The organism is Candidatus Protochlamydia naegleriophila (genome assembly GCF_001499655.1).
GTDB classification, from domain to species: domain Bacteria; phylum Chlamydiota; class Chlamydiia; order Chlamydiales; family Parachlamydiaceae; genus Protochlamydia; species Protochlamydia naegleriophila.
Genome location: NZ_LN879502.1, coordinates 165,178 through 181,134, shown reverse-complemented (window position 1 = coordinate 181,134; position 15,957 = coordinate 165,178). Strand labels below are relative to the sequence as shown.

Annotated in this window: 12 protein-coding genes; 3 read left to right on the top strand and 9 right to left on the bottom strand. The window is 42.6% G+C overall.

Annotation, left to right across the window (positions count from 1 at the left end; all coding sequences use genetic code 11):
- Positions 1-537 precede the first annotated feature (537 nt).
- Complete coding sequence (locus PNK_RS00745) at positions 538-2,184, top strand: FAD-dependent thymidylate synthase (protein WP_059059682.1); 1,647 nt, start codon at positions 538-540, stop codon at positions 2,182-2,184.
- A gap of 80 nt (positions 2,185-2,264) precedes the next feature.
- On the opposite strand, the gene PNK_RS00740 is transcribed toward PNK_RS00745, so the two are convergent.
- From PNK_RS00740 to lpdA, 6 genes are all read right to left on the bottom strand, one after another.
- Complete coding sequence (locus tag PNK_RS00740; RefSeq protein ID WP_059059679.1) at positions 2,265-3,596, bottom strand: hypothetical protein; 1,332 nt, start codon at positions 3,594-3,596, stop codon at positions 2,265-2,267.
- 313 nt (positions 3,597-3,909) lie between these two features.
- Complete coding sequence (locus PNK_RS00735) at positions 3,910-5,964, bottom strand: hypothetical protein (RefSeq protein ID WP_059059677.1); 2,055 nt, start codon at positions 5,962-5,964, stop codon at positions 3,910-3,912.
- 27 nt (positions 5,965-5,991) lie between these two features.
- Complete coding sequence (locus PNK_RS00730; protein WP_059059676.1) at positions 5,992-6,543, bottom strand: hypothetical protein; 552 nt, start codon at positions 6,541-6,543, stop codon at positions 5,992-5,994.
- A gap of 161 nt (positions 6,544-6,704) precedes the next feature.
- Positions 6,705-7,616: a hypothetical protein gene (locus PNK_RS00725; protein ID WP_059059674.1), complete on the bottom strand. Its 912-nt coding sequence runs from the start codon at positions 7,614-7,616 to the stop codon at positions 6,705-6,707.
- A gap of 8 nt (positions 7,617-7,624) precedes the next feature.
- Entirely contained in the window at positions 7,625-8,611 is a 987-nt protein-coding gene (lipA, locus tag PNK_RS00720) for a lipoyl synthase (protein ID WP_059059673.1), read from the bottom strand.
- Positions 8,612-8,641: 30 nt separating this feature from the next.
- Positions 8,642-10,051: a dihydrolipoyl dehydrogenase gene (gene lpdA / locus PNK_RS00715; protein ID WP_059059671.1), complete on the bottom strand. Its 1,410-nt coding sequence runs from the start codon at positions 10,049-10,051 to the stop codon at positions 8,642-8,644.
- Positions 10,052-10,927: 876 nt separating this feature from the next.
- On the opposite strand from lpdA, the gene PNK_RS00705 reads away from it, so the two are divergent.
- Positions 10,928-11,383 carry a hypothetical protein gene (locus PNK_RS00705; RefSeq protein ID WP_059059668.1) on the top strand — a complete coding sequence of 152 codons (456 nt, stop codon included), beginning with the start codon at positions 10,928-10,930 and terminating at the stop codon, positions 11,381-11,383.
- On the opposite strand, the gene PNK_RS00700 is transcribed toward PNK_RS00705, so the two are convergent.
- Positions 11,380-12,636, bottom strand: coding sequence for an alpha/beta hydrolase (locus PNK_RS00700; protein ID WP_059059666.1), 1,257 nt, complete (start codon positions 12,634-12,636; stop codon positions 11,380-11,382). The genes PNK_RS00705 and PNK_RS00700 overlap by 4 nt on opposite strands.
- A gap of 312 nt (positions 12,637-12,948) precedes the next feature.
- On the opposite strand from PNK_RS00700, the gene PNK_RS00695 reads away from it, so the two are divergent.
- Complete coding sequence (locus tag PNK_RS00695; RefSeq protein WP_059059664.1) at positions 12,949-13,257, top strand: hypothetical protein; 309 nt, start codon at positions 12,949-12,951, stop codon at positions 13,255-13,257.
- Between the two features lie 5 nt (positions 13,258-13,262).
- Here the strand turns inward: PNK_RS00695 and PNK_RS00690 are convergent, their stop codons facing one another.
- A complete protein-coding gene (locus PNK_RS00690) occupies positions 13,263-14,291 on the bottom strand; it encodes a ubiquitin carboxyl-terminal hydrolase (protein WP_059059662.1) in 1,029 nt (342 codons plus the stop codon).
- Positions 14,292-14,505: 214 nt separating this feature from the next.
- Entirely contained in the window at positions 14,506-15,741 is a 1,236-nt protein-coding gene (locus PNK_RS00685; protein WP_059059660.1) for an MFS transporter, read from the bottom strand.
- Positions 15,742-15,957 lie beyond the last annotated feature (216 nt).

The following is a 15,957-nucleotide window of genomic DNA, read 5'->3' as shown; positions in this document are numbered from 1 at the left end:
CTATTTTTCAGATTATTTCTCAAGCAGCTTAGAGGGCGTTACAAAATCCTACCGGTTAGTTTGCATGCTAAAAGTGTCCAGAAAAGTAACCACATTTTTACAAGATTTATACTGATCGCATTTTGTAAACATCCTAACTCAGCTTGATTTAATTTCTATTTCTATTTAACTTGCGATTATATCAATACTATTGAATGCCGTTATCAATAATCCTCTAAAGAACCTATAAACATTATTAACCAGGGAAAACATTTAAAGACTCTTTTCGCAAAGCTTAACCAAGACTTATAAACAACTCATTCTCAGCAATTTAACGCGCAATTGGGACGAATTAGCAAAAGCGCTCTAAAAACTATCAACGTGACATTTTACTTGAAAGGAGATGGGGTTTATGGCAGGCTAGATCCTGTTTATGGCCCCCAAAAGCTGGAAAATGAGCTTTTGAGGCCATACTCAAAACTTTAGCAACTGCTAATCCAATTTTTCAGACCAAAGACTTCCCTTAAAATTTAGAATCATGCAAGGAATCATGAGTTTATGTTGACAGATGATTACGAAGAATTCACAGAAGCGCAAATTAAAATTCTAAAACGCTATGTTACCAACACCTCCAGCCATGTTTTTGTTTTACGGAATCTTCCAGAAGTCATCAAAGGGGCGCTTTTTTCTCGCTATTCCAGGTCGAGCCTAGGCCTTAGAAGCCTGCTGCTCAAAGAGTTTATTGCCAACAACGAAGAGGCGGCTTTTGAAGCCATCGTCGGACCTTCCTCTAAAAACGAAGAAGAACTGCAAGCACATCAAGCCGAGGCCATCAAAAAAGCGCAGGCCTTTTATGACCGCATTTTAGATGGCTATGGTGATGATTCTATCGGTGAATTAGGGGGAGCCCACTTAGCCATTGAAAATATTTCCATGATTGCAGCCAAGCTAATCGAAGACCAACGCATTGGCGGTTCTCCGCTTGAAAAATCGACCCGCTATATTTATTTCGATCAAAAAGTCAATGGGGAATATCTTTTTTACCGCGAGCCCATTCTAATGACATCGGCCTATCGCGACAGCTATATACAAACATGCAACATGCTCTTCGATACTTATAGCCGATTAATTCCTCCTATGACAGCCATCATTGAGCAGCGCTTTCCAAAAGACCCTTCTATCTCTAAAGCAGCTTACACCGCAGCTTTACGAGCCAAGGTTTTAGATTGCCTAAGAGGACTGCTGCCAGCCGGTACATTGACAAACATGGGAATCTACGGTAATGGCCGTTTCTTTGAGCATCTGATTCATAAGCTGAACTGTCAAAACTTAGCCGAGCTGCAAGATATCGGCAAGCGCAGCTATCAGGAACTCGCCAAAGTCATTCCTTCTTTTGTAAGACGCTCAGATCCAGCCCACCGCACGCATCAAAGCTACGCACAGTTCTCTGAAACCATGAATTCAGAACTCAAACTCATTGCCGAGCAACACTTAGACCGCTGCGAACGCTCGCTACAATCGGGTGTACGCCTGGTTTCGCATGATCCTGAAGCCGTCACAAAAGTTGCTGCAGCCATGCTCTTCTCTAATGGAAATAAAGGACTTCCAGAGATTTGGAATTACTGTAAAACACTATCGGATGAAGAGTTAGCACGCATTTTAGATGCCGGCTGCAATGCCCGCGAAAACCGCCGCCAAAAATCTCCTCGCGCTTTAGAGCATGCAGAATTTACTTTTGAAGTCGTTACCGACTTTGGAGCCTACCGTGATCTTCATCGCCATCGCATACTCACACAAGAGCGTCAATTTCTCTCATGCGACTACGGCTTTTATACGCCTCCGGAACTACAAAATACTCCCTACGAAGAAGATTATTGCCACGCCCTCAATCAAGCCAAAGAAGTTTTTGATGTGATTGCAGCCGAGCTCCCAGAAGAGGCTCAGTATGTTGTCCCAATGGCCTATAACATTCGTTGGTACTTCCACGTCAATTTGCGTGCTCTGCAGTGGCTCTGCGAATTACGCTCTTCGCCAGCAGGCCACCCAAGTTATCGCTATATTGCGCAAACAATGGCAAGGCAAGTGTGCAATACAATCCCTGCTTTCGAACGCTTCTTTAAATTTGTAGATTATGAAGGGTATGAGCTCGGACGGCTCGATCAAGAGCAGCGCAAAGTTGAAAAACAACAATCGCTCATCCAATAAGAATGCCTGCAATAAAACCTTTTAGACTTTGTCTAGAAGGTTTTTTATGGACAATTGATAACTGCTCGAGTGAAGAATCTTTAGTTTCCTGAAGCTTTTAAATATTTTTCCATCATTCCTCCAGCTCTTCTAAATCCCTCATCTGGATTAAATTTAGCTCCTTTTTGAATGGCCTGCTTAATCACTTCGCGCGACGAGAGATTCTGGATTAAGCCACCCAGCGTCTTTTCAGTATCTTTAAGAGAAGTCGCCAACAATCTCGTGCCTAATATTTCCTGCATGAATTGCCCACCCTTTAAGAGATGATCCCCTTTTTCCAAAAGGCTTAATAATTCTGCATCTCGTTCTGCACCAGCCGGTTGCATTAGCACGCGCTGCCCTGCGCTTGCCAATTCTTTGTCGTTTTGAGTAAGCCATTCCAACATCGAAGGCTCTTGCAGTAAACGCCCCAACGTATAGCTAATGTCCGTTGGTTTTCCATATAAGCTTGCAAATTCCCTATATATAGACCGCAATCCATCCACGAGAGTACCAAGTTCGATATTTTGCAAGGCTTCAGGATGATCAATCAATCCCTGCAAGGTAGAATTAATGGCTTCCATTTCACGTCCCAAAGCCTCCTTGATTACCGGATCAATTTCACTTTGAATGACATTAATGATCTTTTCAATTGCATCGCGGCTATCCTCAGCAACGACTTTTGATGTTTTAATATCGTTCAATAACTTTTCGAGAAGCTGCTTGTGTTCCTTCGATAAAACAAACTCTTTTTCAAAACTTGCCAATTGGTCTTCAACGCGCACAACTTTATTTAAAGCCTGATTACCCGACGCTTGCGATAAACTGAGCAGACTGCTCTTAAAATCCATTGATACATTCACTCTGTCTATTTTCTTTTTGATCAGATCAAAGTGCAGTACCGTTTTATTAAAATCTTTAGCACACTTTAATAGGTCTAGTTGCCGGTCCATCACACGGTTATTGTTTTCGATTTGTTTATTAAATTCCCGACTTTTGATGAGCCATGGAATAACAAGCACCGGAATGCCAATGATTGAAACACTGGCGGCAATCAGAATCACACGATTGACTGCTCGCTTAAACGAATAGGGGTTTTTATCCTTTTCAGCTGCAATCAGCTCTTTAGTCAAATGCCCAATCTGCTCTGTTAAATCAGAGGATGTCTTAGATGAAAGAAAGCTCTTTTTCGCACCTTGCATCTCCATCGCCTGCTTGGAGATATGAATAATATCTTTTATGTTAAGCCTCTCTTTGGCCATGCTTGCATCTACGATGACATACTCCCCACCTCTAACAGCAATGGCCCCTTCATTGTTCTTAGCCGCGCTTAATAGATTCGACCAGGCTGAAGGCTCCACCGAAGGCAAATGATTAACAGAAGGATTTATCATATGACCTCAATTATTAAAGATTACAATACAATTATAATTAATTTAATAATTAATAAATAAATTAAATAAAATTAAATTAATTTACGAAATAAGATTACTATATAATACTTAATTATAATCTAAAGTTGAGAGGAGTATACTTCGAAGTGCTTGATTGGAAAAATTGAGGGCATGATAATGGTCATACGCTGATTGCCAAACATGACAGCTTAATTACAAAGAAAAGAAGGCGTGTTTCGGATACAAAAAAAACTGAGAATAAGAATCGTGCAACGATTTTTATTCTCAGTTTGATCTGGGCTGCTGAACTCATTTAACCTTGAATCAATACTGTGCTATTCGAATCTCCATCAGGGCCGAAGGTATCTCCAAGAGCAGAATTGGCGGGGATTCCTTCCAAGAGCTTTTTCATCATTGCTAGAATCATTTTTTCCAATAGTTGCAAGTTTTCAACAAGGTTCTGGTCTTTATCGACCTTCTCTGCGAGTTTCTTGATGATTCCTTTAGCTGCAGCTGAAAGATCTGGTTGCCTGCTTCCCTTCAACATCAATGCCGCGATGGAAGTATAGAACCCAAGTTCTGGATGAAGTGAGGCCATACTTTGTAAAATCTCTTGGATGGAATCTGAAGAAGCAAGAGAAGAGTAATTGGATAAGGTCACTAGAACGGCAAATACAATAAGTGATTCCTTCATCAAGTCGCGCTCAAAAACAGAGGAGCGGGCAAAACCCATTAAATCCCCTACTAAGGAAGGCATGCCATTTGTTTCAATCAGATGCTGAAGGACATGACTGGCCAAGAAAGGAGGTGAGAGCCGAGGAAAAAGCCCTAAGCGTAAGGAGAAAGCAAGCGATTGATTTAAAATGACTTTGGCAAGCAAGTCATTAACAATTGTATTATGATTTAAATCTCCCTCATCAGCTAAGCTTAAATTTGCCAACATCCGATTGATGGTGGGATTAAATGCGCCAAAAGTCAAAGCAAAAGGAGAGAAAATATCGCTCGGCCTGATCAAGCCTCCAAAAGCCCATGAGGGATTAAATATGAGAGGGCTCCAAGGTATGCTGGCGTGCCCGAAGAGCGCGCTATTGGTGATTCGATTGGCCTGCCTCTCTATTTGCCTGTCTAATTTTTGAATGGTGCGGTCCAATTCTTCAGTAGAAAGCTCCTCCCATCCACTCGGCAAAGAATTAGCCATGGCTGCATTGAGAGTATTATCGTAAGGAGCCTTACCTTCTGCCACATAGCTTTTTGCCATCCCATCATAGGGGCCGCCGCCTCTAGAAGGAGGAAAAATGCCCAAATTCGCCATATCCATCATGAGACCCGGATTTTTACCTAAGATATAGCGCTCTCCAGTACTGATGTGTTCAGGCCCTTGATTTTTAAATTCTTGCAATTGCTGCCTCAAAAGCATCATCTGCATCAATTTAATTTCAGAATTAAACTGCCTCACTCCAAACAATCCTAAAGCGCTTTCAAAAGAAGAGCGGAAGAGAAAACCTGCTAAACCAGTGCGAGCAGAAAGGTCTGGATGCAGATCTTTAATAACAGAAAACTTGAGTTGATTGATGACTTTATCCAACTCGGAACCAGACAATTCTTCCCAACCAGAAGGGATGGCAGCAGCCATTGCCTTATACACGGGATTGTCGTAAGGAGGTTGATTATTAGCCGCAGCCGCTCGGGCCATTCCGTCAAAAGGGCCGCCTCCTGCCGCCGGTGGAACAATTCCATATTTTGCAAGCTGCAGCATGAGTTCGGGATGCTCTCCTAAAATATAGCGCCTGCCCGTTGAAATGTTCTGTGCACCATTTTTTCTTAGGTCTTCCAGGTTATTTAATAAATCAACTTTTTGCATGATGTCATTGCCAAACGTTCCAGAAAGAGTCTCCAAAGCTTTGGCAAGAGCCCGGGTATCTGTCGCTTCTTGCTCTGCAATTTTGCGCTGCAGTTGTTTCACTTCTGTTAACGTTTTTCCTAAAATGGTTAAAAAAGTGATCAATGATCCATCAGAAGTGCTCTGCGCGTCCCCTGTTACGGCTACATCGGCTGCTAATGCTCCTTGGGCCAAAGGCGCTGGCGAATCAGGACTTAAAAGTTCGTTGATCATCAAGCTTGCCGAGTTTAATGCCGTCAGCAAACTAATAGAGGTTGATGTATTGATTGATATCTCATCTGGCGAAGCCAGCCTCGGCTGATTTAAACCAAGAATGGTCGCGTTTTGATCTGCTTGAGCAAGTGTTGAATTGGTCAGTAGTGCCAGAAAAGGATTAGAAACGCTCAGATCAACTTCCTTACTCATTTGATTTAAAGCAATAGAAAAAACATTGCCATTCTGCGCGCTATTTGAATTGTTAATGTCCATAATTTCCCTCTCAAAATGAGGTTATTTCTATGTTCCGCGATAGCCATCTATTTTTCTGCTGTTTTGACTTGCTGTTAAAGCATCAAGAGTTAACTGCGCACGATTCTTCAGCTCCTGATATTCGGCTGTTACGGAGCGTTGAATGACCATTCCAAGTGCTAAGCGAGCCGATTCTAAGTCAGCCTGTTGAAGATAGCAATCTGCAGCATAAAAGTAAGGAAAAGGATTAGCTGGCTCCACTAAACTACTCTGTAGATAGCTTTCAGCGGCTAATCCGTATTCCTTTAGCATGAAACAAGTGGTCGCAAATCCATAGATAAAATTAAAATCGGTCTGGCCAAAAGCTAATACTGTCGCAAATAAGGCCTTGGCTTCCTTGTATTTCCCTGCTGAGTAGAACTGATAGGCTTTTTCATACAGTTTTTTGATGTCTTCGGGAGTTAAATTGAGAGTCTCTAAATTGATGACGTTTTTCTGAATGCATTGCGCAATCAAATTACCCTTATCTAAAGCACTCTCCTCTTTCTCTGACTTGTCTGATAGTGTTTTAAATTGAGATGTTTTTTTTATTTTTGACATGATACATCCTTATCTTTTTTAAAAAACAACTACCCATTGTATTATTATAAAATATTTTAAATATTTCCCTCTATTTTATATTTTAAAAAATCAGATTAACCACCCCCTTATTAAGGGGGTGGTTAATCATAGAATCGTCAGTCTTTATGAATGGAAATTAATTAACTTGCCCAATCGCGAATGATGCTCTTCATATCTTCTTTCAGCATTGCATTCAATTGGGGTTGATTAGCTAAGGCTTTGAATTCTTCGCGCAACAGAGGATCTTGCAAGCCTGCACAAGTCAGGGCGAAGTAAGTTGAAAGGCAAAGATCTTTTTGAATATCGTCTTTCTTTAAAAGGTCGAAGCAAGCAGCAGCCACCTCAGGGTCCTCTTTGAATGCAACTAAGGCAATCGCAGCCCGTTCATTGTCTTCATTCAAGGGCCTGCCAGCCGCAACGCGCAAAAGGAAGGTTTTGGCAGAATCACCGATGGCTCTTAAGGCTTTCAGAATTTGATCATCGGCAAAGAAATCCCCCTGGCCTAATGCTTCAAAAAGCGAAATGATGGCCCGTTTATCGCCGATTGCACCCAAGCACTTGACTACGAGGGAAGGGGCAAGCCCATAGCCTGGAAAAAGAGGATCGTAAAATTGTTCATTGCCAAGCAATTCAATCAAGGTCGGAACAATTTTATCTTTTTCTGCCGCAATGGCCTTCACTTCCTCTTCGGCCTCTTCATCTTCGGATAAAATTAAATCGGCAATCAGCTGGGGAAAACGATTCTTCGGCTTCTTGACTTCGTAGATGGAGCGCAGGTGTTGATAAGCCTCTCTGGCATCAGCCACTCGTTGAGTCTCCTGGGCCGTAAAAAAAACAGCTGCGAGGTTCTCTTTCATTTGCTCTTCCAGAGTCTTTAAGCGCTCGATCCTTTCGATAGTAAATTCTGGCTGAGTGCCCTTTCCCTCTTTTTGATAGTAGTCGAGCATGACAGAGAAGAGCCCTCCAAAGTGAGCATCGCGATGCATCAAAATATCGTGATCGATAGTATCGGCTAAAGGAAAGTGTTCAAAAGACCCATCAGATTCTTGCATAATGTTCCTCAATGGCTATGAATAATCGCTTGTTTTTGATTGGCACGTAAAAGGACTACATTCGCATTATAGCTTGAACGGACAAAAGGACCGCAGTAAAGGTAGGGAATGCCGATACTTAGCCCAAACTTTTCATATTTTTCAAATTGATCAGGATGGACAAAAGACTTTACCATTAACTTTTGACGATTAGGCTGCAAATACTGTCCGATCGTGACTATATCACATCCGACTGCCTTTAAATCGCGAAGCGTTTCAAAAACCTGCTCTTCTGTTTCTCCAAGCCCAACCATCAATCCCGATTTAATTTTCATATTAGGGTTTAATCTTTGCGCTGCAGCCTGCTTAAGAATATCTAAAGTCCGCTCATAAGTCGCCTTGTGGCGTACACGAGGAGTCAAGCTGCGAACCGTTTCGATGTTGTGGTTGAAGATTTCAGGCTGTGCTTCTAAAACAGTCGTTAAAGCAGCTGAATTGCCGGCAAAATCAGACGTCAAGATCTCAATCGTCACCTCATCACTGTGTCGCCTAATTTCTTCGATCACCTGGGCTAAATGCTGCGCCCCGCCATCGGGTAGGTCATCGCGTGCAACCATCGTGATGACAACGTGCTTCAATCCAAGCTCCTTGACTGAAAGGGCAACCCGTTCTGGTTCGTCACTTTCCAGAGCTTTAGGCGTCTTGGAAAAATCGATGTCGCAAAAGCCACAATTGCGCGAACACTCTTTGCCCATCACCAAAAAAGTAGCGGTTTTTTTAGACCAGCACTCTAATAAGTTCGGACATTTAGCCTCTTCACAAACCGTATGCAGGCGGTGATGGTTGATGACTTGCCCCGTCTGCTTAAGCTCACTCCCTTTCGGCAATTTGCGATGCAACCAAGAGGGAAATCTGCCAGGCCCGACGGCTTTTTCTGTGGGCTGATCTTCGGGATTCACTGGTAAGACATTTAAACGCCTCTTCGGCTTGCTCAATGATTCAGATTCGTTTTCCATCTTTCCCTCCCTCTTTTGTGATTGTGCGGCTCACTTAGCCTGTCTCGTTTGTTTAGGAGGCAAGTGTAAAGGCAATCCTTCGGCTAACAAGGCGGCTTCCAGCCATGCTTCTGGTAGCGTTGGATGAGCATGAATGGTTTCGGCCACACAATCAAGCGTCAATTCATTCGTAATCGCCAAAGCCATTTCGGCAATCAGAACCGATGCCTCATAACCTACTACCTGGGCTCCAAGAATTTGTCCCGTTTTTTCATCCACAACAATTTGAGAAAATCCATCTGGCTGCATAGCGGCTTGCGATTTGCCAAGTGCTTGAAATGGGAAGGTAGATACTTTCGCCTTATACCCTTGCTGAATTGCCTCTTCCAGAGGAAGGCCAACCGTTGCAATTTCAGGATGGGTAAAAATAACCGAGGGAATGGCATTGTAATGCATACGAGTCGGCTTGCCGCATATGTTATTGGCCGCTACCAACCCTTGATGGGAACCGACATGAGCAAGCCACCATTTAGAAGCAATATCGCCAACAGCATAGATGCCATCCACATTGGTCTGCATCTTTTCATCAACGGCAACCATGCCATTATCTAAAACTAATACCCCAGCCTTTTCCAAGCCAATACCCTTAGTATTGAGTGAACGCCCAACAGCCACCAAGCAACAATCTGCTTCGAATAGCTTACCGCCTTCCACTTGTGCTCGCACACCAGTTCCGGTATTTTCAATTTTCTCAACTTTGACGCCCGTTTCAATTTTAATTCCACGCTTGACAAAAGCCTTGGCCAGTGCTTGAGCCACCTCGACAGCCTCTGTTGAAAGCAACCGGGGTAATAATTCCAAAATAGTCACTTCAACGCCAAGAGTCGCATAAAGAGAAGCAAATTCGCAGCCAATCACTCCACCACCGACAATAATCATTTTTTTAGGCAGCTCTGTCATGGCAAGCAAAGATGTTGAATCGTGAATGCGACTATAATCGAAAGGAAAAGCTGGTATGTTGCGCGGCTCAGAACCTGTTGCAATAACAACTTGACCAGCCTCAATCGTCACATTGTCCTGTCCTTTGATTTTAATTTCATTGGGTGACAAAAACTGCCCGAACCCCCTCAATACCGTAATTTTATTGGCCGCAATCAGCCCTTCTAGCCCCCGCCTCATGCGTTCGACAACCTGGTCTTTATGGGCGGCTAACTGATCGTATTGCACCGCTACATCTTTGATGTGAATGCCAAACTCTTTAGCCTCATGGAGGCGATCAACAATCTCTGCTCCCGCAATCAAAGCCTTCGAAGGAATGCACCCACGATTTAAGCATGTACCGCCCATCTCTTTAGCCTCGATTAAGGCAACCGACTTCCCAAGTTGTGCCGCGCGAATCGCTGCTGGATAGCCAGCCGGCCCGCCACCTAAAACTGCAACGTCAAACTTTTTCTTTTCCATGGCTTGTATCTCCTCAAACTCTATCCGACAAACAGCCGAAAATGTTAATCTTCGAATAGACGCAAAAAACGCTCCTTTTATACATCCCTTCTCTATCCCAAGCCAACCATCTCTTTCCATTCATCCCATTAGCTACTTGGCACGCGCGTCTATCATTCGCGCCCAAGCATATACCATTTCTTAATTCAGAATCATCAAGAGAGTGTCCAACAGGTAAAAAAACAAACTCTAACATTCAAATTTCCACTCATCCATAATAATCTCTTACAAAAAACTGAAGAAACAATTTTCAAAACAGATTCGATTCACCCTATTACATCCCAAACAGCAATTTGAACAGGATAAGAACAATAAAAAATTCAAATTAAGCATTTACATAAAAGCAGGAACGCATTTTTCAACTTGACTTAAAAAAGACAAAAAAACGCCTGTTTTTTTGCTTTTTTATCTTCTTCTTGCAATCTTTTCTTTCTAATCAACGTTTTTAATCCATTACAGAGCCTTTTACCCCTTTCAGATGGCTCCCAAACAATCAGCATTAACAATCTGATTGTCAATCAGTTAAATGCCAAAAGGATGGCGATTTAAATAGGGCTTGACAAAATTTATAAATAGAAGCTGTCAAAAGCTTGCCTTTTGATAAAGAAAAAGATAATATATCAGCAGGTGTGTGTATACTCAAAACAGATGAGAGGTTTGCTCAAATACGAACGTGGTTAAGTGATTGGCTCGTTAGCCAAGCCATAAGATCCAAGATTTCGGGCGCTCGCGCTCATTTTTCAGCCGTTTTGCGTGTAATCCCTCTACAAGGAGAACAGAGCATCCTAAAATAATATAAGAAGAATATTTATTTGCGTGTGAAATAGGGCGTTTCAGATGAGCGCGGTACCCCAAAAAAAATTATGCTGGAATTGTGAAGGAAATGTTTCGAAAGAAATAGATAACTGTCCCTACTGCGGAGTTTATCTGCATGCGGATGCAGACGATTCCAGTTGGAGCCCTTCTTACCGTTCATCTCCAAAAGAAGACATTCCTACGCCCCTTTATCAAGTCAAACCTCAAAGCGATAGCGAGGAGCAAGTATCTAAACAAGAACAAGCTACCCTATCTGCCGTCGTAACGTGGGCGCACCTTAAAAAAGATGTTTTGCCGCTTTTATTATTAATGGCAGGCTCGATCTTTTTCCTTTTTGGCATCGTTCTCTTTCTTTTTTCTCAAGAAGGTACGCTGACTCTGCAATGGCAAGAACATTATTGGACCTACTTTCTAGGACTGAGCGTCCCGTTCATTTTTATCGGCTGGAAGCTTTTACAGCAATTAGAAGCCGATTAAAAGACTCTTTGCCGCAATCCGGTTTTTTCAAGAAATTGGTTAAATTGCCGTGAAGTAACCGCATCATCCGTCCATGAACCTGTGTGCTCTCCATTAAAGTCCATCAATTTAATCTCTTGACCTTTACGGGTATAAGGCAAATTGTCAATGAGTTTCATTATTTGCGATGAGTGTATCACTGTATCGTGGATAGCCATCACAATCCCTATATGTCCCTGTACCCGATTCAAATTGGCCGCATTGTTGTAGTCGACAATGCTGGGCAGAATGTGGTGAACCAACTTTTTGATAATAGGAAAGCGCTCGCGTGCGACCTCGCGATACTCTGCAAAGGTGCGGTCTAAAATAAGATTCACCCCTTTCCTTCTTGCGGCTAGATCAGAAGCCGGCCCTCCTCCCAAGCAGTGCCCATGAACGATCATATCCTCATTCTTAATCCCAAGTTCTCGGCTCAAATATTGATATGCCGTTTCTACATCGAGCTTGGTTTTATAGGCAGTTGGGCTTCCCCCGCTTTTTCCATAACCTCTCACATCAACCATCATCACGTCAATACCTCGCAGCAGATAAGAAGCTGCCAAGCCTTTATAGGCAGCATAGCTCATGCCAGACCCTGGACAAATAAGCGCTGTTGGATGGGACCCCTCACTGCGCTCTTCTATTTTCTTTAAATCTTGCCGAACATTTCCAAGCTCAATGCGATACCCCCTAACGGGAGGCTCCAAAGACAGTTCGCCGGAGGGGAAATTAATAATCCCTAATGCCTTAATTGATTGACGGATAAATTGATCAGCCTCCGCATTAGGCTGCATATAGTCAAAACTCGACTGATCGCTAAATGATTGCCGCTTAACCACGCTACAATATTCGGCCTTAATCGTTAAAAACTGGTTGACCGTGCCATCTCCATTGTCTTCTTCTTGATAATCGCAGTATTTATCTATTAAAGCTTTAAAATCTTTGGCCCGCAAATGCATTCCATCTATCTTATCGCCATCCGGAGTCTCCATCGTCACCGACCTGCCCCCAATCCCTAGAAGCTGCTCCCTCGCTTTTTCCATCCGCTCCGGATTGATGAAATCACCTTTTAGAAATGAAGCCCCAGGATATACAAATGTTTTAATCATGCGCGTGCTAACATCGTTTACAAAGGCTGCTATGGCATTCTTCGGCTTGATCGACCGACTATCAGAACCATAATTATAATCTGATTTAAAGTAGGCTGATTGAATAGAATCGTTAGAAATACCCATTTCTCACCCCATAATAATGATTTTGTTTACTACGGAATTTCCATTTCGATCTCCTTTTCAAATAATTTTATTTACAACTCACTTAAAATTATTATATTATAAACTAAGTTTATTGATTAATAATAAGAGATTAAATAAAATTAAAACAAACAAACTAGATTATAATTTAAATTTTTATGGACCAAACTGAACAATAATTTTAAAATTGAGAATTATGAGTTAAATAAGAGCGGGCAATTATGTGAAATTGCTTGGTACAGAAAATTGAGTTGGGATGGAGATTTAGCCAGAAGGCAAAACTTTTATGTACTCATGACATGCCTCTTACAAGACGCTGTCAAGCGTCTTGAGAAGAACGAGAACCTTTACTTAGTCAATCAAGGAAGCGGCCTTTTTGCTGCCGCCATCCGAATGTATTCTGCCAAATTCCCGGTCTATTACCTTGCAGGAAAGATTACCGATCATCCTGATTTAGCCAAACAAGGCGAAATTGTGAAGCTAGCCAACAAGATGTTAGAGTTTCAAGATCGATATCCTCTCTCAAAAGTACCGGACGGTCTATTGATAGGCATGGACGATCCAAAAGTTCTGCACTGGGATGAGAATATCGCAAGCATCTGAGATTCTTAATTTTCGACTAACTGATAAAACAGAACGACAGCAGTTTTTCTACAAGCTTCGCTCGGCTCTTCAAGCTTTAGTACATCTTCATCATCAAACAAGACCCATGATTGATCTTGCTGATTTTTGACATAAGCAGTTGAGTGCTTCAAGCCGCCGAGCATTGACACGAGGCGGTATTCAGCCAGATTATCTTCACCATAGACAGGCACCTTTATGCTCGGAACAAGCCCCACAGCGACATTAGAATAGGGATTTAGATTAATAAAAGTCAGAATAGGAACAGCTTTATTTAGCATAAAGATTCTGGCCGGCTGGACAATTTTTTGCTGAAAGAGATGAGCTTGTAAATGTTCCGGCGGAAGATTAATGTGATCGCTATCTTTTTCGATGAGCTGATTGGTCCGTATGCGGCAATAGGAAATGTAAGGGAGCTCTAAAACCTGATGAAGAATCTGCCAAACCTTGATCGCATCCCCGGGTCCTGTTTCTGAAATTCCAGAATCGAAGCTCCTTAATAAAAGACGGAAACGATGCATCGCTTGAGCACATATTGTTTCTCCCTTCGAGGAGGCATTTAAAATGGCTGCCAAGGCTTGGCGGATCTCTAACCGCTTAGAAAACATGCCGGCTGTTTCGTCTTCTTTCTGTGTTAAACGATAGGTTTTATCATTTAAGCACTCCATAAAAAAGGAAAGGTTCTTAAGGCTCTGTAAGGTAGCAGCAATATAGCACGTATTGCCCCCATTCATCAGACCGCCCGACCTTTCGAGCGGACAGAGCGACCGCACGATAACTTCCAGCCTCTTTTCTAATTTTTGAATTTTTTTCCATTTATAGCGCGCAGTCAAAATATGTAGGGTCAGGTAAAAGCTAACTCCCAATGTAAATGGCGTTAAGAATCCGACCAGAATCGATAGAGCAATGATCTTGGTTTTGTGCTTTGTGACATCGATCACCCGGTGTCTATATTGATATTGAAATAAGCTAACGTTGTTATCGGAAAATAGCACCTCTTTAAAGCCCAGTTTCATAGCCACCTTTAACAATCGAGTGGTTTGCATAGTTATAAAAAGCAAGACCACTATATATAATATTTGAAAATTTGACCATCTCAAACATTCAATTGAACCCCGTGATTACAAGCCTCCAGCAAGGTGCTAGATCAACCAGAAGTGAGATTGAGCACAAATCATTTGATTAATGAGAAATGGTCAAACACGGCAAGCCGTGTTTGACCCACAAGAGTTAGCTATTGTGTGCAGTAACGCGAGGCGGGCGGCTTCCTCTCCAAGCAGCCCAGCCACCCATCAATAAGGCAATCGCCCCGCCTACGATCGCCAAAAATGAATAAACCCCTACAGCCGACCCGAAAAGCAATGGACTGATTCCCATAGCACAAGCCTGAACAGCTTGATACACCCCCAAAACTTCGCCTTGATGGGCCGCGCCCACCTTGTTAGAGACCGCCGCCGCCGTTGTCGGGAAGGACAATGCTAAAAAGTACATTAAAAATGGAAGAACGAACCAAAGGCCGCTGCTCACTGGAACGAGAAGGATAATGAGCATGAAGCTTGCACAACCACTTAAAGCAAAGGCAAGAAGCTTTTCAGCTTGGAATCGTTTTAATAGAGGAGCCGTTGCAAAAGCAGCACTCAGAGCATACCAGGCGCTTGTGTAAGCATAGAAATCTCCTATTGACCCAGTCGAAAATTTAAAGCGATCCTGTAAAAAAATCGGGACAAATTCATTAAAGAATGACCATCCAAATGCAAGTAAAAACCCTGCAAGCAGCAGCCATCTCAGATGATCGAGAGCAAAGACTCGGCGCATATTATCAATCTCGCTCTTCCAAGAAAAAGGCGACTGTTTGCGCTGTAAATTAGTTTCTGGGAAGGCTGTCCAAACCAAGATAAGATTAATCAGAGAAAAAGTCCCTGCCAAAATAAAAGGAATGACATAACCGCCCCAACTGACAAAATGGGGGTCGGATAACTTGCCGCCCAAAAAGGGGCCAATCATAAATCCAACCCCTAAACTCGAGCTGAGCCATGAGAAGCGTTTAGCCCTCTCTTCCTCTGAACTCATATCCACAAGCGCAGCTTGCGCCACCACGGCTGTTCCTTCTGAAACTCCCACTAACATGCGGTAAAGAAAGAGAAGACTCAATGATTTCGTCATAAGCCCTATAACAGCCAAACTATAACCCATGCAGCCAATTCCGATTCCAAGCAGCAGTGCAATACGCCGCCCTTTACGATCAGAAAAAGCCCCTAAAAAAGGAGAGGTGATAAATTGAGAAAGTGGGGTGAGGGCAATTAAAATACCCAACAAAGCCCCTCGATAGCTAAGAGAAGCATCGAAAGCAAGAAGCCCATAAGAGGTATCGAACAATAAGGCAGCAAAGATTGGATAAACCAGCGCGATGCCTAAATAATCGACAAAGCCAACTAATAAAATGATTATAAAACTAAATCGTGACATTCATAACTCCATCAGCAATCCATTCCTTTTTTCTTATTGCCCGCGTGAGCTGAACAAAAAAAGAGGTAATCGATCGCATCTAAGATGCAAATAAAAAAAAATAGAACGCAAACGCGCGTGAATAGAAAAAGACAAACGTGACGATCCGAAGCCTCAGAGAATGAACCTCTCTTAAAACTTCGGTCTAAATTTAAAGCTGAGCTTAAATTTAACATT